Source organism: Burkholderia sp. AU39826, from assembly GCF_020419965.1.
GTDB lineage: Bacteria > Pseudomonadota > Gammaproteobacteria > Burkholderiales > Burkholderiaceae > Burkholderia > Burkholderia semiarida.
In genome coordinates this window covers 20,434-42,777 of the sequence record NZ_JAIZQG010000031.1, presented here as the reverse complement: position 1 = coordinate 42,777, position 22,344 = coordinate 20,434, and the positions used below count along the sequence as shown (strand labels likewise).

The following is a 22,344-nucleotide window of genomic DNA, read 5'->3' as shown; positions in this document are numbered from 1 at the left end:
CGTGAACGTCGCCCGGCCGCCCCTCGTCGAGCTCAGCCACGTCGCGAAGTCGTACCGGCGCGGCAACCAGATCGTGCCCGTGCTGACCGACATCACGCTCGACATCGGCGAAGGCGACTTCGTCGCGCTGATGGGGCCGTCGGGCTCCGGCAAGAGCACGCTGCTGAACCTCGTGGCCGGCATCGACCGGCCCGACAGCGGCGAGTTGCGCGTCGGCGGCCTCGACATCTCGCAACTCGCCGAGGCGCAACTGGCCGAATGGCGCGCGGCGAACGTCGGCTTCATCTTCCAGTTCTACAACCTGATGCCCGTGCTCACCGCGTTCGAGAACGTCGAGCTGCCGCTGATGCTCACGCACCTGTCACGCCGCGAGCGGCGCGAGCGCGTCGAGCTCGTGCTCGACATGGTGAATCTCGGCGACCGCACGAGCCATTACCCGTCCGAGCTGTCGGGCGGCCAGCAGCAGCGCGTCGCGATCGCGCGCGCATTGATCACCGATCCGGTGCTGATCGTCGCCGACGAGCCGACCGGCGACCTCGACCGCGCATCGGCCACCGACGTGCTCGCGATGCTGCAGCGGATGAACGCCGAGCTCGGCAAGACGATCATCATGGTGACGCACGATGCGCACGCGGCCAGCGCCGCGCGCTCGCTCGTCCATCTGGAAAAAGGGGAGCTGATCGATGGGCACGCCGGCTGACCGGCGACGGGAGCGCGCGCCATGTACGTGCTGAAGCTGATCGCGCGCAACGCGCTGCGGCACCGGCTGCGCACGCTGCTGACCGTGCTCGGGCTGACCATCGCGGTGCTCGCGTTCGGGCTGCTGCATACGGTGGTCGACGCGTGGTACGCGGGCGCGGCGGCCGCCTCCAGCGGCCGGCTCGTCACGCGCAACGCGATCTCGCTGGTGTTTCCGCTGCCGGTCAGCTACGAGAACCGGATCCGCGGTGTCGACGGCGTGACGGCCGTGGTCCGCTCGAACTGGTTCGGCGGCATCTACCGCGACCCGAAAAACTTCTTCGCGAGCTTCGCGGTGTCGGAGAACTACCTCGACCTGTATCCGGAATTCATCCTGCCGGCGCAGCAGCGCGCCGACTACGACCGCGACCGCCGCGGCTGCCTCGTCGGCCGGCAGCTCGCGACGCAGTTCGGCTTCAAGGTCGGCGACGTGATCCCGCTGAAGGGCACGATCTACCCGGGCACGTGGGATTTCGTCGTGCGCGGGATTCTCGACGGCCGCGACGATTCGACGATCACGCGTCAACTGGTGTTCCACTGGGATTACCTGAACGAGACGGTGCGCAAGCGCACGCCGAAGCAGGCCGATCAGGTCGGCGTGTTCGTGCTCGGCGTCGCGAACCCCGACGACGGCGCCGCGATCGCGCGCAACGTCGACGCGGTGTTCAAGAACTCGCTCGCCGAGACGCTGACCGAGACCGAGCAGGCGTTCCAGCTCGGCTTCGTCGCGATGTCGAACCAGATCATCGCGGCGATCCGCCTGGTGTCGTACGTGGTGATCCTGATCATCATGGCGGTGATGGCCAACGCGATGGCGATGAGCGCGCGCGAGCGCACGGCGGAATACGCGACGTTGAAGGCGCTCGGCTTCGGCCCCGGGTTTCTCGCGCTGATCGTGTTCGGCGAATCGGTCGTGATCGCGGTGGTCGGCGGCGCGCTCGGGATCCTCGCGACGCCGCCCGCCGCGAGCCTGTTCAAGCAGGCGGCAGGCGGCATCTTTCCGGTGTTCAAGGTGTCGACCGGGACGGTCGTGCTGCAGGCTGCGTGCTCGGTCGCGGTCGGCTTCGCGGCCGCGCTCGTGCCGGCGTGGCAGGCCGCGCGCGTGCGCGTGGTCGAAGGCCTGCGGGCGATCGGATAGCGACGCACATGGCGATCCCGCTCACCTACATCGCGCGCAACCTGTGGACCCGGCGGCTGACCACCGCGCTCACCGCGGGCGGGATGGCGCTCGTGATCTTCGTGTTCGCGACGGTGCAGATGCTCGATGCGGGCCTCACGAAAACGCTCGTGTCGACCGGCGAACCCGACAACGCGGTGGTGATCCGCAAGGGCGCCGAAACGGAGATCCAGAGTTCGATCGACCATCAGCAGGCCAACGCGCTCGAGATGCACCCGGCCGTCGCGCTCGGCCCCGACGGCCGACCGCTCGTGTCGAAGGAAGCCGTGGTGCTGATCTCGCTCGTGAAGACGTCGAGCGGCAAGCCGTCGAACGTCGTGATCCGCGGCGTGTCGCCGGGCGGCCTCGCGCTGCGTCCGCACGTGAAGCTCGCGGCCGGCCGGACCTTCGCGCCCGGCTCGTCGGAGATCGTCGTCGGCAGCGCGATCGCGAAAGGCTTCAGCGGCACGCAGCTCGGCGACCGCCTGCATTTCGCGCAGCGCGACTGGACCATCGTCGGCGTGTTCGACGCGGGCGGCAGCGGCTTCGATTCGGAGATCTGGGGCGACGTCGACCAGCTGATGCAGTCATTCCGGCGCACCAGCTATTCGTCGATGGTGCTGCGCATTCCGAGCGCCGACGGCTTCGCGCGCTTCAAGGCCGACATCGACGTCGACCCGCGGCTGACCGACGAGGCGAAGCGCGAGCAAACCTTCTATGGCGACCAGTCGAAGGCGCTGTCGACGTTCATCAACATCCTCGGCATCACGCTGTCGACCATCTTCTCGATCGCCGCGATGATCGGCGCGATGATCACGATGTATGCGTCGGTCGCGAACCGCGTGGCCGAGATCGGCACGCTGCGCGCGCTCGGCTTCAAGCGCACCAACGTGCTCGCCGCGTTTCTGCTGGAGGCGCTGCTGCTCGGCTTCGTCGGCGGCGTCGCGGGCCTCGCGTGCGCGTCGCTGATGCAGTTCGCGTCGTTCTCGACGACCAATTTCCAGACCTTCTCGGACCTGTCGTTCCGCTTCGTGCTGACGCCCGCGATCGTCGTGAAGACGCTCGTGTTCTCGCTCGTGATGGGGCTCGTCGGCGGGTTCCTGCCGGCGATGCGCGCCGCGCGGCTGAAGATCGTCGACGCGCTGCGCGCGCAGTGACGCCGGCTGCCGCTCACGTTCAACGTTCGCGCGGCACCCACGCGCCGTGGAACCCGGCCGGCACGCGGCGCGGCAGATGCACGGTCGCGACCGGCCCCGCGTCGATCGCGCGCGCATCGAGGATCACGACGTCGCTCGTATCCGTCGCCGCGCGGTACACCATCACCAGCAGCCAGCCGTCGTCCTCGTCAGCGCCGCCCGGGCGCGGCACGAACACCGGCTCGCCGTTCTGGTCGCCGGCCGGCACCGCATAGTGCATCGTCGTGCCGCGCGCGTGGTCGAAGCGCATCACGCCGCGCATTTCCGCGTTGTTCGGCTGCTCGGCCGCGTACAGGTAGCGATAGCGGCGGCCGGTGCGGGTTTCGTTGATGCGCGGCAGCTCGATGCCGCCGTCGGCGAGCGGCCCTTCGTCGATCAGCCCGTTCGCGGTATCGATCACATAGCGCCACAGCTCGCCGACCGGGTTGTCGGCGAAGCGGCCCGTGCGCGCGTCGAGCCGCAGAAACGACGGATAGCGCACCGCGTCGAGCACGATGCACGATGCGTCGCAGTCGTACGCGTTGACGACGTGCTGGATGAAACACGGCTCGACGTCGAACCAGCGCACGTCGCCGCCATGGCGCGGCAGCACGCCGATGCGCGCGGGCCGGTCGTCGTGCCAGCGCAGCGGCATCCGGTGGCCCTGCTTCAGCAGCGAGAAGTCGTAGCCGACGTTCAGGTCGAGCAGCAGGCTGCGGGTTTCGGTGATCGCGAGGTCGTGCATCATCGACGGCGCGCCCAGCTCGATCTCGAGATCGACGCGCTTCACGCCCGTCGCGTCGATCACGCCGTAGCGCAGCCAGGGCGCACGCCAGTCCGCGCGGAACAGGATCAGCTCGTCCGTTGCCGGGTCGACCTTCGGATGCGCGGTCATCCCGCCGCCGAAGCCCGCGTGCCGCGCCGGCATGCCGAGCGAATCGAGCGCGGCGGTGATTGCGAGCGGCGCGCCGCCCTCGGCCAGCGCGAGCAGTTCGCCCGCATGCTGCAGCACGTTCACGTTCGGATTGGTGTCGGGCAGATGCGGCGCCTGCGCGGGCGCGTGCACGGCGGCCCAGCGCCGCGTGCGCGCCCAGCGGTTCCGGTAGCCGGCCGCGCGGCCGTCGTCGAACGCGATCGCGTGCAGCATCGCGGCCTCCGGCCACCACGACAGCACGTCGTTGCCTTCGAAGCGGCCGCCCGGCGGGTTCGGGCCGTTGCGCAGCAACGTGCCGTCGAGTTCGCGCGGAAGGGTGCCCGTCACGCGCAGGTCGAAGAAGTCGACTTCGTCGGCGACCGGCGCGATCGCGCCGCGGTTCAGGTCGAATACGGTCATCGCATCGGCGCTCCGTCAGCAGTCTTCGGCGGCCGGCGGCAGATCGCCGCGCGCCAGCGCGAGCGCATGGTCGCGCACGTCGTCCGGCCAGCCGGCGATCAGCTCGGCCAGCCGCGCCGGGTCGTTCGCATACAGCGCCCGCGCGGCCTCCTCGAAACCGGGCAGGTCGCCCGCCATCGCCGACATGAAGTGGTACGCGCGCGCCTGCGCGTCGCGGCGCCGATCGGCCGCCGCATGCGTGCGCCGCGCGTCCTCGACGAGCTTGCGCAGCGCCACCGACGCGCCGCCCGGCTGCGCGCCGAGCCATTCCCAGTGACGCGGCAGCAGCGTGACCTCGCGCGACACCACGCCGAGCTTCGGCCGGCCGCGGCCGCGCTGTTCGCCGGCGCCCGCGCCTGCAGGCTCGCCGGCGCCGCCGGACGCTCCAGATGCGCCGCCCGACGGCACCGCATAGCGCGCGCGGATGTCGTCCGCGGTGCCGCGCAGGTCGAGGTCGATCGAGCGGCCCGTCGCGTCGTCGAAGATCAGGATCGTGCCGGACGTCGCGTCGCCGGCCGCCTGCCGGGCAGCGAGCGCGACCGTCGCGAGCGGGCCCGACGCGAGCCGCCGGTGGCCGTCGAAGGCCGTGTACGAAGGAAGGAGCGTGGAGGAGGTCATCGTGGTCGCCCGCAGGCTGAAATCGGAATGACGCTATTTTTATCCGGGTATTAATTGGATGTCAATATTATCCGGGTAAAAACATCGCCCTCATCGGGTTCCCATCCTGCGGGGCCGACCGCGGGGAACCTCGCCCGATCGATTCAAATGCTGAATCGATCAAGTCAGCAATTGGCATGAAAACGCAAGTTTCGACATGACAGAATGGCCCGGACGCCCTCGCATCGGCGTCCGGTGCCCGGCCTCCCGCCGGCGGCATCCACCCACATCACGCGCGCACCGACGCGCCTGCCGCACGACGGCACCTTCCGCCCTTCGGAGGAGACAAGTCATGAATCCGCTTCACGCGCTGCCGGCGTCCGCGTCGGCAACGGCCCGGCGCACCCGCGTGCGCTGGCTGGTGCTCGCCGTCCTGTTCGCGGTCACGACGATCAACTACGCGGATCGTGCGGCCATCGCGATCGCGGGCCCGAGCCTCGCCCGCGCGCTGCACCTGAGCCACGTGCAGATGGGCTTCATCTTTTCCGCGTTCGGCTGGTCGTACGTGGTCGCGCAACTGCCGGGCGGCTGGCTGCTCGACCGCTACGGATCGCGCATCGTCTACGCATTCAGCATCTTCTTCTGGTCGCTGTTCACGCTGCTGCAGGGCGGCATCGGCTTCTTCGGCGGCGCGGCCGCGTTCGCGCTGCTGTTCGGGCTGCGGTTCCTGGTCGGCGCGGCCGAGGCGCCGTCGTTCCCCGCCAACAGCCGGATCGTGTCCGCGTGGTTCCCGGCCGCCGAACGCGGCACCGCGTCGGCGATCTTCAACGCCGCGCAGTACGCGGCGACCGTCGTGTTCGCGCCGCTGATGGGCTGGCTCGTGCACGCGTTCGGCTGGCAGGCGGTGTTCGCGGTGATGGGCGTGCTCGGCTTCGCGTTCGTGCTGGTGTGGAACCGCACGATGTACGACCCGAAGGCCCACCCGAGCATCAACCGCGCGGAACTCGACTACCTCGCCGAAGGCGGTGCGCTCGTCAACATCGACCAGGCGACGGGCGGGCGCGACGGCGGCCCGTCTATGCGCCACGTGAAGGCGCTGCTGCGCAACCGGATGCTGGTCGGCGTGTACGTCGCGCAGTACTGCATCAACGCGCTCACCTACTTCTTCATCACGTGGTTTCCCGTCTATCTGGTGCAGGCGCGCGGGATGTCGATCCTCAACGCGGGGCTCGTCGCGTCGATTCCCGCCGTGTGCGGCTTCCTTGGCGGGATTCTCGGCGGCGTCGTGTCCGATGCGCTGCTCAGGCAGGGCCGCTCGCTGTCGGTCGCGCGCAAGGTGCCGATCGTGATCGGCATGCTGCTGTCGATGTCGATGATCGTCTGCAACTACACCGATTCGCACGTGCTCGTCGTGCTGTTCATGGCGCTGTCGTTCTTCGGCAAGGGGCTCGGCGCGCTCGGCTGGGCCGTCAACGCCGACACCGCGCCGCGCCAGATCGCCGGGCTGAGCGGCGCGCTGCTCAACACCTGCGGCAACCTTTCCAGCATCACGACGCCGATCGCGATCGGCTATATCGTCGACCGCAGCGGCTCGTTCAACGGCGCGCTCGTCTATGTCGTCGCGCACGCGCTCGTCGCCGTGATCTGCTACCTGTTCGTCGTCGGCGAGATCCGCCGCGTCGAGCTTCAATGAACCGCGCGGGCCGAGCCGGCGCGTCCGTCGGCCCACGCGCCACCGGAACCAGGAGCGAACCGATGTCCGAACCCAGCCGTGCCGGCACCCCGCGCGTCACGCGCATGCAGGTGATTCCCGTCGCCGGCCGCGATAGCATGCTGCTCAACCTGTGCGGCGCGCACGCGCCATACTTCACGCGCAACCTCGTGATCCTCGACGACAGCAGCGGGCATACGGGCGTCGGCGAAGTGCCGGGCGGCGAAGGCATCCGCCACGCGCTCGAGCGCATGACGGATCGCGTGGTCGGGCAGCCGATCGGGCGCTACCAGGCGACGCTCAACGCGGTGCGCGCGGCGCTGTCCGGCGCCGGTGCCGGCGCCGGGCGCACGATCCGCCACGAAGTGACGTCGGCCGGCGAGGCGGCCGTGCTGCGCCAGCCGCACGAGATCAACCTGCGGCTCGACAACGTGATCACCGCGATCGAGACCGCGCTGCTCGACCTGCTCGGCCAGCATCTCGACGTGCCGGTCGCGGCGCTGCTCGGCGAAGGCCAGCAGCGCGACGCGGTGCCGATGCTCGCGTACCTGTTCTACATTGGCGACCGGCGCCGCACCGATCTGCCGTATCGCGACGAGGCGCATGCGGCGGACCCATGGTTCCGGCTGCGCAACGAAGCGGCGCTCACACCGGCCGCGATCGCGCGGCAGGCCGAAGCGGCGGTCGAGCGTTACGGTTTCGCCGATTTCAAGCTGAAGGGCGGGGTGATGGCCGGCGCGGACGAGATGGAAGCGATCGCGGCGATCAAGGCGCGCTTTCCCGACGCCCGCACGACGCTCGATCCGAACGGCGCGTGGTCGCTCGACGAGGCCGTCGCGCTGTGCCGCGGGCAAGGCCACCTGCTCGCGTACGCGGAAGATCCGTGCGGGCCGGAAGGCGGCTATTCGGGCCGCGAGGTGATGGCCGAATTCCGCCGCGCGACGGGGATCCCGACCGCGACCAACATGATCGCGACCGACTGGCGGCAGATGGATCACGCGGTGCGGCTGCAGGCGGTCGACATCCCGCTCGCCGATCCGCATTTCTGGACGATGCAGGGCTCGGTGCGGCTCGCGCAGCTATGCCGCGACTGGGGGCTCACGTGGGGCTCGCACTCGAACAACCACTTCGACGTGTCGCTCGCGATGTTCACGCATGCGGCGGCGGCCGCGCCCGGCACGATCACCGCGATCGACACGCACTGGATCTGGCAGGAAGGCGACGCGCGGCTCACGCGCGAGCCGCTCGCGATCGTCGGCGGCAAGGTGGCCGTGCCGGAGCGGCCGGGGCTCGGCATCGAGATCGACATGGCGCAGGTCGAGGCCGCGCATGCGCTGTACAACGCGGTGGGCGGTACGGCGCGCGATGATGCGGTGGCGATGCGATATCTGGTGCCGGGGTGGACGTATGATCCGAAGCGGCCGAGTTTCGGACGCGGGTGACAGGGCGGTGTGCTGACGGGGCGGTTGCCAAATACGGGAAACGGCCGCATCCTGCCGGCTGCCTGGATCGGCCCGTGCGGCGGACGGTCGGGCGCTCCTCGTCCATTCGCAAAAAACGCTTTTCATGACGTCATCCGGTCCGACACCGCGGCAGATCATCGTCTTCGTGCTGTATTCGGCGCTGTGCCTGCCCGCGAGCGTGACGGTCGCCGGCTATGTCGCGACCCTGATCACGCGGCACGTATCGAATTTCGAAGGCGGTGCGGGTTACGCGGCGCTCGTGTGGAGCATCATTTTGACCTGCGCGGTCTACGGGCTGTCGATCGCCCTGTGCGTGCTGCTGCGGAAAAGAACCGCGGTGCTCGCGGCCATGACGGTGGGGTTCGCCGCGCTGTCGGTGCCTGCGTTCAGGTTGGCCTGCCAGTTGGCGACCTAGCGCGTCGCGCCCATGGCTTGCGGAAAACAAAAAGGCCCGATCTTGCGATCGGGCCTTTCAAATTCCGTTGGTGGAGCGGAGGAGGATCGAACTCCCGACCTTCGCATTGCGAACGCGACGCTCTCCCAGCTGAGCTACCGCCCCAACAGTCGACCATCATACACACGCATTTCCACGCTTGGCAATAGGGGTTACGTCACGCGCGACGCGTTACTTTGACGGCGCGCCGGCCAGCACCCATTCGACCACCGACCGGACGTCGGCGTCGCTCATGCGCGGATGCGCGGGCATCGGAATCGCGCCCCACACGCCCGAGCCGCCGTCCTTCACCTTCTTCGACAGCTTCGCGACGGCCTGCGGATCGGACTTGTAGCGAGCGGCGATGTCCTTGAACGACGGGCCGACGAGCTTGCGGTCGACCGCGTGGCAGCCCATGCACGCGTTGCCGCGCGCCACTTTCAGGCCGTCGCCGACGTCCGCGTGCGCCGCGCCCAGCGTGCCGGCCACGAGCGCCATGGCCGCGCCACCGTGCACCATCCAGCGTTTCATCTGCTTCATCTGCATGCCCGTCATTGCGCCTTCGCCTTCGGATTGCCGGGATGCACGCTCGACGAATTCGAGATCGGCGCGGGCGGCTGCAGCGGCGTGGACTGCACCGACGCGTCGGGCACCGCGCCGACCGTCGCGCTGTCCGCCGGTGCGGCAGCCGCCTGCGCGCCGGATGCGCCGCTCGCGGGCGACGCGTCCTGCAGCGCCTGCGCGTCCTGCGGCTTCACGTACTGGAACACCTTCACGACCTTCTCGACGCCCGGCACCTGGCTCGCGGCTTCCGCGCCGCGATTGCCTTCGTCCACCGTCACGAGCCCCATCAGGTAAAGATTGCCGCGTTCGGCAACGACCTTGTAGTAGTTCGCCGAGATGCCCTTCGTCGCGATCAGCTCGGACTTCACGCGCCCTTCGAGGTACGAGTCGTTCGCGCGCGACGACAGCGACGACGCGGGCCCGACCGACAGTTCGTTGACGATGCCGTTCACGTTGTTGATGCCGCGCACGATTTCCTCGGCGCGCTGCTTCGACGCATCGTTCGGCACCTCGCCCGTCAGCAGCACGCGGCGGTTGAACACCGTCACGTTCACGTGCGACTGGTCCGGCAGCCCGTTGTTGATCTGCGAGAGCGACTTGACCTGGATCTCGCGATCCTCCGTCTGCGCGCCGAGCGTACGGCGATCGGTCGCGATCAGCGCGCCGCCGCCGGCCGCTGCGCCCACGACCCCGAGCACACAGCCCTGCAGCGACACGGCGAGGCCCGCCGTCAGCGCGGCGAGCAGCGTGGTTCTGACGAGCGTCTGTTTGACGCGGCTTTGATTCATCGACGGCTCTCCTTCGTTCAATCCTCACCCAGCAGCATCGCGTCGATGCCGTCGCACAGGCAGTGGATGGTCAGCAGATGGACTTCGTGGATGCGCGCCGCGCGAACGGCGGGCACGCTGATCGGAATATCGGTGTCGGACAGCGCGGCCGCCACCGTGTGGTCGTTGCCGCCCGTCAACGCGACGACGGTCATCTCGCGCTCGTGCGCCTCGCCGATCGCCGCGAGCACGCGCGGCGATGCGCCGCCCGCATCGAGCACCAGCAGGACGTCGCCCGTCTGGCCCAGCACGCGCACCTGCTGCGCGAACAACTGCTCGGCGGCCGCCACGCCCGCGAGGCCGGCCTGCGACGCGTCGGTGGCCAGCGCGATCGCGGGCAGGCCCGGACGCTCGCGCTCGAAACCGCCGACGAGCGACGCGGCGAGGTACTGCGCGGCGGCGGCCGACGGGCCGTCGCCGCACGCGACGATCTTGTTGCCGTTCGCCAGTGCGGCGAACATCGCATCGACCGCGGCTGCGATCGGCAGCGACAGCGCGTCGGCCGCTTCGGCGTGAAGCGCGGCGCTGTCGCGAAATTGTTGCTGAATACGTTCGACTGACATCGATTCCTGGTGAACTGGGCGCGCGGCACAACTCGCGCGACATCGTGGGTGCGGCGAGTTTACCGTACTCCGGCGCCCTCTCCGGCGGTCCGGCAAGAACTCTTTACATCTCGTCACAGCTCGCGGCTACGCATCGTCGGTACGAAATGCATCGCGCAGCCACGCAAGCCGGCCGGCCTCGAACGCGACGACGTCGAAACGGCACGCGGCGCCGGCGCCGTGCCGCGACCAGAACTGCAGCGCGGCCGCGACCAGGCGCCGCCGCTTGCGCCAGCCGACGCTCGCGGCCGCGCCGCCATGCCGGGTGCTGCGCCGCGCGCGCACCTCGACGAACACGAGCATGCCGTCGGGCTCGCGCATCACGAGATCGAGCTCGCCGCCGCGCATCGTCACATTGGCGGCGACGAACGCGAGACCATGACGCTCGAGAAACTGCCGCGCGCGCTGCTCGAACGCCGCGCCGACCGGTTTGGATCGCGCCGCGCCGGAAAAGTTGTCGCCCGAACGCGGCCGGCCGCGCGCGCCATCCGGCCGGGCCGGCGCCGCGTGGCACAATGCCGTCCTTGTTCCGTTCGTGCCGCGATTGCGTGCATTGCCTGCCATGACTGCCCTCCTCGAACTCGCGCATACGCAGCACTACCCGGACGCCGCGCTCTACGTGGTCGCCACGCCGATCGGCAATACGGCCGACATCACGCTGCGCGCGCTGCACGTGCTCGGCCTCGCCGACCGCATCGCGGCCGAAGACACCCGCAACACGGGCCAGTTGCTCGCCCGCTACGGGATCTCGAAACCGCTCGTGGCCGTGCACGAGCACAACGAACGCGAAGCCGCGCAGCGCGTGATCGAACTGCTGCGTGGCGGCGAACGCGTGGCCTATGTGTCGGACGCCGGTACGCCGGGCATCTCCGACCCCGGCGCGCGGCTCGTCGACGCCGTGCGCGCGGCCGGCTTCGCCGTGGTTCCGCTGCCCGGCGCGAGCGCGGCCGTGACCGCGCTGAGCGTGGCCGGCGACTGGGCCGGCGCGTTCACGTTCGCGGGCTTCCTGCCGCCGAAGGCCAAACAGCGCGCGACCGCGCTGCAGGCGCTGGCGTCGCACCCGTACGCGCTGGTGTTCTATGAAGCGCCGCACCGGATCGCCGAAACCGTCGCCGCGCTCGCCGACGCGTTCGGCCCCGCGCGCCGGCTGCTGATCGCGCGCGAGCTCACCAAGCTACACGAGCAGTTGTTTCAGGGCACCCTGGCCGAAGGACAGAGCTGGCTCGCCGGCGATGCGAACCGGCAGCGCGGCGAGTTCGTGCTGGTCGTCGAAGGCGCGCCGGCGGCAAGCGGCGAAGCGGACGACGCCGCGCACGACGCGCTGCTCAGGCTGCTGCTGGACGAGGTGCCGGTGAAGAGCGCGGCCCGGCTCGCGGCCGCGCTGACGGGCGCATCGCGCAACACGCTGTATGCGCGTGCGCTGGTGCTGAAGGAAGGCAGGGAAGACTGACGCGCGCCGCCGCCGCGCGAAAAGTACAAAGGGCTGCCGGAAGGCAGCCCTTTGTGCATGAGCGGTGGATTCTCCGGACGGGATCGTCGCGTTACTTCGCCGAGATCGACGCGAACATTTCGTCGCGCGCCTCGCGCGCTTCTTGCGGCGACAGCCCCTCGATCTTCACGCGGCCCGTGCCGGCGTGCACGAGGCCGATCACCTTGGCCGCCGCATACGACAGGTCGAGCACGCGGCCGCGCTTGAACGGCCCGCGATCGTTGACCTTCACGACGACCCACTTGCCGGTCGATGCGTTGGTCACCTTGATGTACGACGACAGCGGCAGCGTGCGGTGCGCGGCGGTGAACGCGTTCATGTTGAAGCGCTCGCCGTTCGCGGTGCGGCGGCCGTGGAAATCGCGCCCGTACCACGATGCGCGGCCGCTCTGGCGGAAATCGGATACATCCTTGCCGTCGATCGGCTCGGCGTCGGCCAGCGACGACTTCTTCGCGTCCTTGCTGTCGGCGGCCGGCATCGATGCCAGCGCGGAATCGAAATTGAGCGGCTGCTTGTCGTCGTCCGCCTTCGCGGCAGCGGCCGTCTTGTCGACCGCCCGCTTCGGGTTCACGCTGCCGGTGGTCTGGCTGGGTGGCACCGCACAGCCCGTCAGCGCAAAAAACAATGCAATGGTTCCGAATCGGCTCGGAAAACGTAAATTCATCGACGTGTCGCCTTCTAGTTCGGGCCGCATCGATACAACGCTGCTTCACAACGCGATGCGGCCCGGACGGCAAATGCGTGCACGCCCCGCTCGAATGCGAGCAGGCGGCTAGCATGGGCGCGGCGTTCGTCTGGGCCGCAACCGTCCTGATTAGTTTTCACGTCTGGCGCAACCTGTCCCCAACAGCCTGACCAGACCCCACATGCCGCCATCGAACATGGCTCCACGTTCGCGCGCGTCGATACGACCAACGCACAGGAACGGCGGCACAGGCCTCATCCGGCGGCGCGGCAGCAAGGCCGCAGGCGGGCGCGCAGCGCCCGGCCGGACAAGACGTGAGCACCGAATGTTCGGTGCTGGATACACCGCCGGACTCCCCGGCGGCCGATGCTTGACGGTGAATCGGATGCCTCGTTTAACGGGGCCGAAACACCAGCGAATGGCGTGAAATTCACGCGCAATGGGGCGCATTATACATAAATCAAAACCTTGTCTCGGAAAGGGTCCCCGGCGGACCATTGATTCTCGCTATGGCTGTAACAATCGGCATGCTCCGGGAATGCCCTGATGCGCGCACCGCGGGGCGCGTCGCACGCACGGCAGGCCGCGCGCGCGACCGGTACAATCGCTCCTTTTAGCCGCCGGTGCCTCCATGAAAGTCACGCTCATTCCGGTCACGCCGTTCCAGCAGAATTGCTCGCTGCTCGTCTGCGAGCAGACGGGCCGCGCCGCCGTCGTCGATCCGGGCGGCGATCTCGACCGGATCGAACAGGAAATCGCGCGGCAGAACGTGCAGGTCGACAAGGTGCTGCTCACGCACGGGCACATCGATCACTGCGCGGGCGCCAGGACGCTCGCGACGCGCTACGGCGTGCCGATCGAGGGGCCGCAGGAAGAAGAGCGCTTCTGGATCGAGAAGCTGCCGACGCAGAGCGAGCGCTTCGGCTTTCCGGCCGCCGACAGCTTCGAACCCGACCGGTGGCTGAACGACGGCGACACCGTGCAGTTCGGCGACGAAACGCTCGAGGTCTATCACTGCCCGGGCCACACGCCCGGCCACGTGGTGTTCTTCAGCCGCGCGCATCGCGTCGCGATCGTCGGCGACGTGCTGTTCGCGGGCTCGATCGGCCGGACCGATTTCCCGCGCGGCAATCACGAGGATCTCGTCCGTTCGATCAAGGAAAAGCTGTGGCCGCTCGGCGACGACGTCACGTTCGTGCCCGGCCACGGCCCCGTGTCGACGTTCGGCGACGAGCGCCGCACGAACCCGTTCGTGTCCGACAAGGTATTCGGATGAACCAGACCGCCATCCCGGAAATTTACGTCAGCACCGACGTCGAGGCCGACGGCCCGATTCCCGGCCCGCACTCGATGCTGAGCTTCGCGTCGGCCGCCTATACCGAGGACAAGCAGCTGATCGCGACGTTCTCGGCGAACCTCGAGACGCTGCCCGGCGCGCACGCGCACCCGGTGCAGGAAGCGTGGTGGAAGACCGAGCCGGAAGCCTGGGCCGCGTGCCGGCGCGATCTGCAGACGCCCGAGGCGGCGCTGGTCGCCTACGTCGAATGGGTCGAGGCGCTGCCCGGCAAGCCGGTGTTCGTCGCGATGCCGGCCGGCTTCGACTTCACGTTCATGTTCTGGTACATGATGCGCTTCGCGGGGCGCTGCCCGTTCTCGTGGTCGGCGCTCGACATCAAGACGCTCGCGTTCGCGATGACGGGCCTGCCGTACCGCAAGGCGATCAAGCCGCGCTTTCCGAAGCACTGGTTCGACGACCATCCGCACACGCACGTCGCGCTCGACGACGCGATCGAGCAAGGCGCGCTGTTCTGCAACATGCTCGCCGACCTGCGCCGGCAGCAGGCCGCGCTGGCGGGCCTCGCGGTGTCGGATACCGACCGGTCGGAAAGCGCGGGGGCGGGACAAAATCCCACGGATCCGCGAGCAAATTAGCGAATCTCGCTCAGCGACGCGTCGCCAGATTGCCTTTCCTTTCCCGGCCCTCTAACATTCAGCGTGTTGTAGCTGCCGCATGGAGGCGCAGGTGACGCTCGATTCCTTTTCGCAAAAAATCCTTCGCCTGTTGCAGCTCGACGCGCGCCGCTCCGTTCAGGAAATCTCCGACCAGGTCGGGCTGTCGAGCACGCCGTGCTGGCGCCGCATCAAGGACATGGAACAGTCGGGCGTGATCCAGCGCTACACGGCGCTGCTCGATCGCGAGAAGCTCGGCCTGCACGTCTGCGCGCTCGCGCACGTGCACCTGACGCGCCACAACGAGGGCGGCGTCGAGCAGTTCGAGCGCGAGATCGCGACCTGCCCGGAAGTCACCGAGTGCTACAGCACGACCGGCGAAGCCGATTACATCCTCAAGATCGTCGCGCCGGACATCAAGGCCTACGACGTGTTCCTCCACGAGCGCATCTTCAAGATCCCGGCCGTGTCGCAGGTGCGCACGAGCGTCGTGCTGCGCGAAATCAAGTTCGACACGCAATTGCCGCTGTAACGCGCGGCCCTGCCGCGGCGGGCCGCGTCCGCGGTCGCGGGCCGCCGGTCACGTCGGCGCGGGCAACGTGCGCGTGAAGCTGATCCGGCGCGCGCCGAACTCGCGCTTCAGCGTCTCGACGTCGAGCCGGCCGGCCAGCGCCGCGTCGGTGTCGCGCGGGTCGCTGTCGAGTGTCACGTCGACCTCGAGCCCCGTACTCAGGTAATGCAGGTTGATCGCCGCCGCACGCAGCCCGCGCTGCGCGAGCGCGGCCTCGAGCCGCGCCGCGAGCTCCCCGCGCGGCGGCAGCGCGAGCGCCGGGCGCCGCGCCGCGTCGTTCTCCGGGTCGACATGGATCAGCGCATCGAGCACGCGCGGGTCGGACAGCACGCGCGCACGCGCGGTCTCGGCGATGTAATGCCCTTCGGAGACGGAGATCTTCGGATCGACGAGGATGTGCGCATCGACTAGCGCGGCATCGCCCATCTTCCGCGTGCGCAGGTCGTGCACGTCGCGCACGCCGGGCGTCGCGACGAGCAGCGCGCGAATCTCGGCCGTGTCGGCCGTATCGAGCGCGCGGTCGGAGAGGTCCTGCAACGCGTCATAGCCGAACGTCCAGCCCATGCGCGCGACCATGAAGCCGACGATCGCCGCCGCGATGGGGTCGAGCAGCCGCACGCCGGCCAGACTGCCGACGATGCCGATCGCGACGACGAGCGACGACGCGGCATCCGAACGCGCATGCCATGCGTTCGCGACCAGCATCGCCGAGCGCACGCGCCGCGCTTCGCGCAGCATGTAGCGAAACAGCGCTTCCTTCGACACGAGCACCGTCAGCGCCACGATCAGCGCGGAAAAATGCACGGCCGGAATATTTTCGAGATTAACGAGGCGGTCGCCGGCGCGCCAGAGCATGCCGATACCGACCGCAATCAGGATCGCGCCGAGAAACAGCGACGCGACCGTCTCGTAGCGGCTATGGCCGTAATTGTGGTCGGCATCGGGCGACGCGCCGCTGTGCCGATTCGCAACCAGCACGACAAAATCCGAGATCAAATCGGAAATCGAATGCACGCCGTCAGCAATCAATGCCTGCGAATGCGCAATCACGCCGACGACGATCTGAAATGTCGCAAGTACGACATTCAGCACAATACTGACGAGCGTGCTCTTGCGCGCAACGGCGTGCTTATCTGCGCTCTGCGCGTCGCCGGAAAACGTGGACATGAAATATGAGATATCGGTGTGCGCATCGGTGTGCGATACGCAATTCTATCAAAGACGCCCCGCACGCCCTTCCAATACCCACAAATTTCCCATTTAAATCAATCGCTTATGCGAACGTGTCGCATTTTCATTCACACCGGATTCTTACATTTTCGTGACAAGGCCGACACGGGCCGCCAGCAGCCCGAAAACAAAAAAGCCGCGCTCCTCGACGGATACGCGGCTCTTTCGAAGAGCGGGCAACCTGAACGAACGTTTAAATCGTGAACTGTTCGCGGTTCTTGCCGGCGATCCAGCGCGGCGGCTTGCCACGGCCCGACCACGTCGCGCCCGTTTCCGGATCGCGGTACTTTGCCGCCACGCCAGCGCGCGGACGGCCGACCTTGCCGGCCTTCGCGCGGCTGAGACCGAGTTCGGCGAGCGAAAAGCCGTAGTCGGCAATTTTCTGCTTCACGTCATTCAGTACTTCAGCGTATTCACGCGACTTCGCTTCTTCGATTTGCTTCTCCAGCTTCTCCCGCTGGGCCAGCAGGTCCTTGTAAGAAGACATAGTTTCCCTTTCTATCTGACCAATGGCGCCGGTCTGCAGCCAGCTCACCATTCATGAAATATATGTGCCTCGGATTTTCGAAGGCAGAGATTAGCACAAAAAAGATTTGATAGAAGCGAGATTCATGAAAATCCTGAGACGCATTGTAATTCGCACATGTCATTTTGACCGGCCGCGGCCTTTTCTCAAATTTTCACGCTCCCGTACAGAGATTAGGACATTAGCGATTGGCTATTCGGTCTATCAACATACGCAATTACCCGCATTCGAAAAAATCAAAGCTTTCATCAGACGACAGTTTTGCGAAAACTACATGACGCCGTTCGCTAAACGGACAAATCCTGACCCGCGACGTCACGTCACGTCCCGGGCGCAGGCGATCAGCCGATCGCGCAACGCCGCGGTATCGGCCAACGGCGCGTCGAACGGCGTACGCACGCGGCGGCCGTCGCATCGCCAGTCCGCGCCATGGCGATCGACGCCGAGCAGGTCGAGCCCGTCGCGGCGCGCGTCGCTCGTGTCGTAGGCGTGCCACAGCGCCTGTTCGTCGTCGAACGCGAGCGGCGGCAGCGTATCGAGACGCGTACCGTCGACCCAACCCATTCGCCCGAACCCGACGATATGGCGCAGCCGCTCGATCTCGAGCGCCCAGAACGCGAAATCGCCGAGCGCCAGATAGCGCTCGGCGTCCGGCTCGTAGCGCCGGTAGCGCGCGGTGACGTGCGGATCGTCGCCGAGCGGCACGAACCGGCCCAGCAACGTCGCGCGCTCGGCGCCCAGGACATCGTCGCCGCCTGCATCGACGACGAGAAAACCCGCACGCGGATCGGCGGCCAGATTGCGCGTGTGCTCGGCCAGGCCGCTCACCAGAATCACGGGCCGATGGCTTGCATCGGGCGCAAACGGGACGACCGTCGGATACGGGAAGCCCTGCGGTTCGCGCGTATGAGTAGCGAGCGTGCCGAACGCGCAACGGTGCAGCAGATGCAAGGCGAGGGCGGGATCGATGTTCAAGGGGACTCCTGCGGTGAAAAAGCGGCGTCGGGCATGGTTTCGATGTTACCCGCGGGCGCCGCGCGCCGCGCATCGGCCGGATGGCCAATGTGCCACCGGAGCGCCGCCGTGGGATGGCCCGGTCGCCCGCGCCTCGGCCGAACGGCCAGCGCCCGGCAGGATCGTAAGCGGTTCGATAGAATCGGACAAATCCGACCGGCGCCGCCCGCGCCCGCGCATTTCCCTGACGAGCCTTCCCGTGTCCGAATCCTCCTCCCCCGAATCGTCGTCTCCGTTCGCCGCGCCGCCCGACGCGCACCGCGTGCTGCCCTTGCCGGCCCGCCAGCGCGCGCGCACGGCGTCGATGGCGCTGTTCTTCGTCGCCGGCATGATGTACGCGTCGTGGGGCGTGCACGTGCCGACCGTGCGCGACAAGTTCGCGCTGAGCCCCGGGCTGCTGTCGATCGCGCTGTTCGCGGTCGCCGGCGGGTCGATCGCCGCGATGCTGACCATCGCGCGCTGGATCGCGCGCGTCGGTTCGCGCACCGCGTGCCTCGCCGGCGGGCTCGTGATGGCCGCGTGCGCGGCGCTGATCCTCGTCGTGCCCGACTACTGGATGCTGATCGCGGTGCTCGCGCTGTTCGGCTTCTCGATGGCGACGCTCGACGTCGCGATGAATGCCGAGGCCAGCGCGGTCGAAATCGCGCTCGGCAAGCCGATCATGTCGTCGCTGCACGGGATGTTCAGCATCGGCGGGATGGCCGGCGCGGCGGCCGGCGGCGCGCTGCTGTCGGCCGGCATGGCGCCCGTCGCGCATCTCGCGCTCGCGGCGGCGGTGAGCGCCGCGGTGCTCGTGGCCGCGAGCCCGGCCGTGCTGCCGCACGTGCCGCATCACGAGCACGCACACGGCGGCGGCAACCGCTGGCGCTCGCCTGCGTTGTGGATGCTCGGCGGCATCGCGCTGATCGCGCTGATCGCCGAAGGCGCGATGTACGACTGGGCGACGGTCTACATGCGCGACGTCGTCGCGGCGAGCCCGGCGCTCGCGAGCGCCGCGTACGCGGCGTTCTCGGGCGGGATGGCCATCGCGCGCTTCGCGGGCGACGCCGTGCGCGCCCGTTTCGGCGCGCCGCAGCTCGTGTTCGCGAGCGCGTCGCTCGCCTGCGCGGGGATGATCGGCGCGCTGCTGCTGCCGTACCCGGCCGCGGTGCTCACCGGCTTCACGCTGATGGGCCTCGGGCTGGCCAACATGATGCCCGTGCTGTTCGCGGCCGCCGCGCGCGTGAAGGGCATCCACGCGGCCGAAGGGCTCGCGCACGTGGCCGGGCTCGCGTATTTCGGTCTGCTGTTCGGTCCGGTCGTGATCGGCGCGGTCGCGCAGGCCGCGAACCTGACGGTCGGCCTGTCGGTCGTCGCGCTGTGCGCGGCGCTCGTCGCACTCGTCGCGCCGAGGGTGCTCGCGCACCTGAAGATCTGACGGCCCGCCGGCCCCCGCCGGCCCCAAAAGAAAACGCGCATGCGTTGCCGCATGCGCGTTTTCACCCCTTCTGTCGGCCGCTTGCCGCGTTACATCTTCACTTCGTCGAGCAGCGACTTCTTGCCGCTCTTGTAGTTGTACAGCGAGATCACGCCGTGCTGCAGGTCGCCCTTCGAGTCGAACGTCGTCGTGCCGATCACGCCCGTGTACTTCGTCGCCGGCATCGCCGCGAGGATCTTCGCCGGGTCCGTCGAGTTCGCGCGCTTCATCGCGTCGGCGATGATGTACACGGCGTCATACGTGAACGGTGCGTAGATCTGGATCGGCTGGCCGAAACGCTTCTCGTACTTCGCCTTGAACGCCGCGCCGCCCGGCATCTTCTCGAGCGAGGCACCGGCTTCCGAGCACACGATGTTGTCGGTCGCGTCGCCGGCCAGGTCGGCCAGCTTCTCCGTGCACACGCCGTCGCCCGCGAAGATCTTCGCGCGCAGGCCGAGCTGCTTCGCCTGTTTCGCGAACGGGCCGCCGGTGGCGTCCATGCCGCCGTACATGATCGCGTCCGGGTTTTCGCCCTTGATCTTGGTCAGAATCGCGCGGAAGTCGACCGCCTTGTCGTTGGTCGCGTCATGCGACATCACCTTCAGGCCGAGCGCCTTCGCCTTCTTCTCGAACTCGTTCGCGAGACCCTGGCCGTACGCGGTCGAATCGTCGACCACCGCCACGCTCTTGATGCCCTTCGAGTGCGCGTAGTTCGCCAGCGCCGGGCCCTGCTGCGCATCGGTCGCGACCACGCGGTACGTGGTCTTGAAGCCCTGCTGCGTGTACGCCGGGTTGGTCGCCGACGGCGAGATCTGCACGATGCCCGCGTCGCTGTAGATCTTCGAGGCCGGGATCGACGTGCCGGAGTTCAGGTGGCCGACCACCGCGACGACCTTGTCGTCGACGAGCTTCTGCGCAACCTGCGTCGCCTGCCGCGGGTCGGCGGCGTCGTCCTGCGGGTCGAGTTGCAGCGTGATCTTCTGGCCGCCGATCGTGAGACCCTTCGCGTTGAGTTCCTCGACGGCGAGACGCGCGCCGTTTTCGTTGTCCTTGCCCAGGTGTGCAATGCCGCCCGTCAACGGCGCGACGTGGCCGATCTTGACGACTTGATCGGCGGACGCGTTGCTTGCAGCTGCAGCACACAGCATCGCCGCTGCGGTGATCGGCAACAGCTTTTGCATCTTGATATTCATGTAAGTCTCCAGTTCGGTCCCAATAAACGCCATCGCCCGGTGCCCCGCTGCCATCCCTGTGTTTGCAATCACTGGACGATTCGCCGGTTGCATCCTTCATGCACTTGGCCTCAAGCACGTGAAAACAGCCGCTTTTAGCAGCCGCCCGCCCGTACTTGCGCGCAAGTGTAGGTGATCAAATTAATTTGTGGGACTTTTTTGGGGTAGTGGTAACACTACCGATATCGGCGCTTTGGAGAAATGACTCGAATATCGCTGCAGGCCCCGCCGGATAAGGGTTTCCGCTAATTCACGGCGATCCGTCGAAAGGTCGTTTCAGCCCATTCCCGGAGGCATTTCGATTCGGTATTTTGTGACCTGGATCATTGAATGAAACGCGCGTGACACCACGCGCGTTTCGTCGCCCGATGACATGAATGGTTCAAGCGGCCGAAGCGGTGTTCAGGCAGCCGATGCGCGCCATTCGGCGTCGAGCGCGGCGACCAGTTGCGCCGTCGTCAGCGCATCGCCGCGCCGCCGCGCGAGCGGCGCGCCCTGGCCGGCCCACAGCGACAGATAGTCGCCGTCGTTCGCGCGCGCGGCGGCCTGGCGCAGCGGCTGGGTCAGCGCGTTCTGCACCGGATACGGCGCGGCGTCGGCCTCGTGCTCGCCGAGCCGCGCCATCAGCGTGTTGCGCAGCCCGCGTGCATGACGGCCGGTGATCGCGCGCGTGACCTGCGTCGACGTATCGGCGCTCGCGAGCAGGCGCGCCTTCCAGTCCGCCGCGATCGCGCTTTCCGCGCACGTGAGAAACGCGGTGCCGAGCTGGGCGCCCTGCGCGCCGAGCGCGAGCGCGGCCGCGATGCCGCGGCCGTCCATGATGCCGCCCGCGGCGAGCACCGGCAGGCCCGTCGCGTCGACGAGCTGCGGAACGAGCGCGAGCGTGCCGATCAGCGCGTCGGCGGCCGAACCGATGAAGGTGCCGCGATGGCCGCCCGCCTCGGCGCCCTGCGCGGACAGCGCGTCGGCGCCGGCCGCCCGCCACGCGAGCCCTTCGGCGACGTGCGTCGCGGTGCCGATCACATAGGTGCCGGCGGCTTTCAGGCGGGCGACGTCGGCCGCGTCGAGCACGCCGAACGTGAAGCTCGCGACCGGCACGCGCAGCGCGACGAGCGCATCGAGCTGCGCGCGGAAATCGGGCGCATAGCGCGCAGGCGCCGTGCCCGGCGGCAGGCCGAGCGCGGCGTTCAGCGGGTCGATCGCCGCGAGTGCGCGCGAGACGGTCGCCGCGTCCGGCGCGACTTCATCGGGCAAGACGAACAGGTTGATCGCGAACGGGCGATCGGTCGCCGCGCGGATCGCGGCGACTTCCGTCCCGATGCGCTCCGGTGCGAGCGCGCCGGCGCCGAGGCTGCCGAGCGCACCGGCATTCGATGCGGCGGCGACCATCGCGGTCGTGGTCGCGCCGACCATCGGCGCCTGCACGAGCGGCAGGCGCAGGCCGAAGCGTTCGGAAAAGGGCGTGGAAAACGAGCGGGCAGACATGGCGAATCCTTCGATGACGGTGCGCGAAAGCGCTTTGTAAAGGCCGGCACATCGACTTTATCGAAGCG

At 68.3% G+C, this 22,344-nt stretch carries 23 protein-coding genes and 1 tRNA gene; 11 read left to right on the top strand and 13 right to left on the bottom strand.

Annotated features, from left to right (window positions below):
- Position 1: 1 nt before the first annotated feature.
- Genes LGM42_RS31195 through LGM42_RS31185 form a run of 3 tightly spaced genes read left to right on the top strand, consistent with a single transcriptional unit; the run spans position 2 to position 3,051 of the window.
- Complete coding sequence (locus tag LGM42_RS31195; protein WP_226234248.1) at positions 2-700, top strand: ABC transporter ATP-binding protein; 699 nt, start codon at positions 2-4, stop codon at positions 698-700.
- 21 nt (positions 701-721) lie between these two features.
- Entirely contained in the window at positions 722-1,876 is a 1,155-nt protein-coding gene (locus LGM42_RS31190) for an ABC transporter permease (protein WP_226234247.1), read from the top strand.
- 8 nt (positions 1,877-1,884) lie between these two features.
- The gene (locus tag LGM42_RS31185) at positions 1,885-3,051 is read left to right on the top strand and encodes an ABC transporter permease (RefSeq protein WP_226234246.1); all 1,167 of its coding nucleotides are present in this window, start codon (positions 1,885-1,887) and stop codon (positions 3,049-3,051) included.
- 19 nt (positions 3,052-3,070) lie between these two features.
- Here the strand turns inward: LGM42_RS31185 and LGM42_RS31180 are convergent, their stop codons facing one another.
- Positions 3,071-4,402, bottom strand: a complete 1,332-nt coding sequence (locus LGM42_RS31180; RefSeq protein WP_226234245.1) for a carotenoid oxygenase family protein — start codon at positions 4,400-4,402, stop codon at positions 3,071-3,073.
- A gap of 15 nt (positions 4,403-4,417) precedes the next feature.
- Positions 4,418-5,059, bottom strand: a complete 642-nt coding sequence (locus LGM42_RS31175; RefSeq protein ID WP_226234244.1) for a DUF2239 family protein — start codon at positions 5,057-5,059, stop codon at positions 4,418-4,420.
- A 331-nt stretch (positions 5,060-5,390) separates the two neighbouring features.
- Here LGM42_RS31175 and LGM42_RS31170 point away from each other — a divergent pair, with 331 nt between their 5' ends.
- The 3 genes from LGM42_RS31170 to LGM42_RS31160 all read left to right on the top strand — a co-directional run bounded on the left by LGM42_RS31170 (position 5,391) and on the right by LGM42_RS31160 (position 8,627).
- On the top strand, positions 5,391-6,731 hold the full coding sequence (locus LGM42_RS31170) for an MFS transporter (protein WP_060310185.1): 1,341 nt from the start codon (positions 5,391-5,393) through the stop codon (positions 6,729-6,731).
- Positions 6,732-6,793: 62 nt separating this feature from the next.
- Positions 6,794-8,191, top strand: a complete 1,398-nt coding sequence (locus LGM42_RS31165) for an enolase C-terminal domain-like protein (RefSeq protein WP_060310271.1) — start codon at positions 6,794-6,796, stop codon at positions 8,189-8,191.
- A 124-nt stretch (positions 8,192-8,315) separates the two neighbouring features.
- On the top strand, positions 8,316-8,627 hold the full coding sequence (locus LGM42_RS31160; protein WP_060310186.1) for a hypothetical protein: 312 nt from the start codon (positions 8,316-8,318) through the stop codon (positions 8,625-8,627).
- Between the two features lie 68 nt (positions 8,628-8,695).
- Here the strand turns inward: LGM42_RS31160 and LGM42_RS31155 are convergent.
- The 5 genes from LGM42_RS31155 to LGM42_RS31135 all read right to left on the bottom strand — a co-directional run bounded on the left by LGM42_RS31155 (position 8,696) and on the right by LGM42_RS31135 (position 11,154).
- Positions 8,696-8,771, bottom strand: a tRNA-Ala gene (locus LGM42_RS31155).
- Positions 8,772-8,837: 66 nt separating this feature from the next.
- Positions 8,838-9,200: a c-type cytochrome gene (locus LGM42_RS31150; RefSeq protein ID WP_059578167.1), complete on the bottom strand. Its 363-nt coding sequence runs from the start codon at positions 9,198-9,200 to the stop codon at positions 8,838-8,840.
- The gene (locus tag LGM42_RS31145; protein ID WP_059578262.1) at positions 9,197-9,997 is read right to left on the bottom strand and encodes a BON domain-containing protein; all 801 of its coding nucleotides are present in this window, start codon (positions 9,995-9,997) and stop codon (positions 9,197-9,199) included. The genes LGM42_RS31150 and LGM42_RS31145 overlap by 4 nt, the downstream gene beginning before the upstream one ends.
- Before the next feature lie 17 nt (positions 9,998-10,014).
- Positions 10,015-10,599 carry an SIS domain-containing protein gene (locus LGM42_RS31140; protein WP_059638352.1) on the bottom strand — a complete coding sequence of 195 codons (585 nt, stop codon included), beginning with the start codon at positions 10,597-10,599 and terminating at the stop codon, positions 10,015-10,017.
- A gap of 126 nt (positions 10,600-10,725) precedes the next feature.
- Positions 10,726-11,154: a YraN family protein gene (locus LGM42_RS31135; RefSeq protein WP_226234258.1), complete on the bottom strand. Its 429-nt coding sequence runs from the start codon at positions 11,152-11,154 to the stop codon at positions 10,726-10,728.
- 46 nt (positions 11,155-11,200) lie between these two features.
- Here LGM42_RS31135 and rsmI point away from each other — a divergent pair, with 46 nt between their 5' ends.
- The gene (gene rsmI, locus LGM42_RS31130; RefSeq protein ID WP_060966394.1) at positions 11,201-12,088 is read left to right on the top strand and encodes a 16S rRNA (cytidine(1402)-2'-O)-methyltransferase; all 888 of its coding nucleotides are present in this window, start codon (positions 11,201-11,203) and stop codon (positions 12,086-12,088) included.
- Between the two features lie 91 nt (positions 12,089-12,179).
- On the opposite strand, the gene LGM42_RS31125 is transcribed toward rsmI, so the two are convergent.
- A complete protein-coding gene (locus LGM42_RS31125; RefSeq protein ID WP_059578260.1) occupies positions 12,180-12,791 on the bottom strand; it encodes a septal ring lytic transglycosylase RlpA family protein in 612 nt (203 codons plus the stop codon).
- Positions 12,792-13,443: 652 nt separating this feature from the next.
- Here LGM42_RS31125 and LGM42_RS31120 point away from each other — a divergent pair.
- From LGM42_RS31120 to LGM42_RS31110, 3 genes are all read left to right on the top strand, one after another.
- Positions 13,444-14,088: an MBL fold metallo-hydrolase gene (locus LGM42_RS31120; protein ID WP_226234243.1), complete on the top strand. Its 645-nt coding sequence runs from the start codon at positions 13,444-13,446 to the stop codon at positions 14,086-14,088.
- Entirely contained in the window at positions 14,085-14,744 is a 660-nt protein-coding gene (locus tag LGM42_RS31115; RefSeq protein WP_006483674.1) for an exonuclease, read from the top strand. The genes LGM42_RS31120 and LGM42_RS31115 overlap by 4 nt, the downstream gene beginning before the upstream one ends.
- Before the next feature lie 79 nt (positions 14,745-14,823).
- A complete protein-coding gene (locus LGM42_RS31110; protein WP_006477376.1) occupies positions 14,824-15,294 on the top strand; it encodes an Lrp/AsnC family transcriptional regulator in 471 nt (156 codons plus the stop codon).
- A gap of 48 nt (positions 15,295-15,342) precedes the next feature.
- On the opposite strand, the gene LGM42_RS31105 is transcribed toward LGM42_RS31110, so the two are convergent.
- The 3 genes from LGM42_RS31105 to LGM42_RS31095 form a co-directional block, all read right to left on the bottom strand.
- Complete coding sequence (locus LGM42_RS31105) at positions 15,343-16,500, bottom strand: cation diffusion facilitator family transporter (protein ID WP_060310190.1); 1,158 nt, start codon at positions 16,498-16,500, stop codon at positions 15,343-15,345.
- A gap of 256 nt (positions 16,501-16,756) precedes the next feature.
- A complete protein-coding gene (locus tag LGM42_RS31100; RefSeq protein WP_060008799.1) occupies positions 16,757-17,050 on the bottom strand; it encodes an H-NS family nucleoid-associated regulatory protein in 294 nt (97 codons plus the stop codon).
- Between the two features lie 354 nt (positions 17,051-17,404).
- Positions 17,405-18,064, bottom strand: a complete 660-nt coding sequence (locus LGM42_RS31095; protein ID WP_099315955.1) for a HugZ family protein — start codon at positions 18,062-18,064, stop codon at positions 17,405-17,407.
- Positions 18,065-18,302: 238 nt separating this feature from the next.
- Between LGM42_RS31095 and LGM42_RS31090 the strand changes: the two genes are divergently transcribed.
- Positions 18,303-19,520, top strand: a complete 1,218-nt coding sequence (locus LGM42_RS31090) for an MFS transporter (protein WP_059578148.1) — start codon at positions 18,303-18,305, stop codon at positions 19,518-19,520.
- Positions 19,521-19,609: 89 nt separating this feature from the next.
- Here LGM42_RS31090 and LGM42_RS31085 read toward each other — a convergent pair whose 3' ends face one another.
- Positions 19,610-20,752 (bottom strand): branched-chain amino acid ABC transporter substrate-binding protein, encoded by a 1,143-nt coding sequence (locus tag LGM42_RS31085; protein ID WP_059578145.1) that lies wholly within the window; start codon positions 20,750-20,752, stop codon positions 19,610-19,612.
- 441 nt (positions 20,753-21,193) lie between these two features.
- Positions 21,194-22,276, bottom strand: a complete 1,083-nt coding sequence (locus LGM42_RS31080) for an NAD(P)H-dependent flavin oxidoreductase (protein WP_059638365.1) — start codon at positions 22,274-22,276, stop codon at positions 21,194-21,196.
- Between the last annotated feature and the right edge of the window lie 68 nt (positions 22,277-22,344).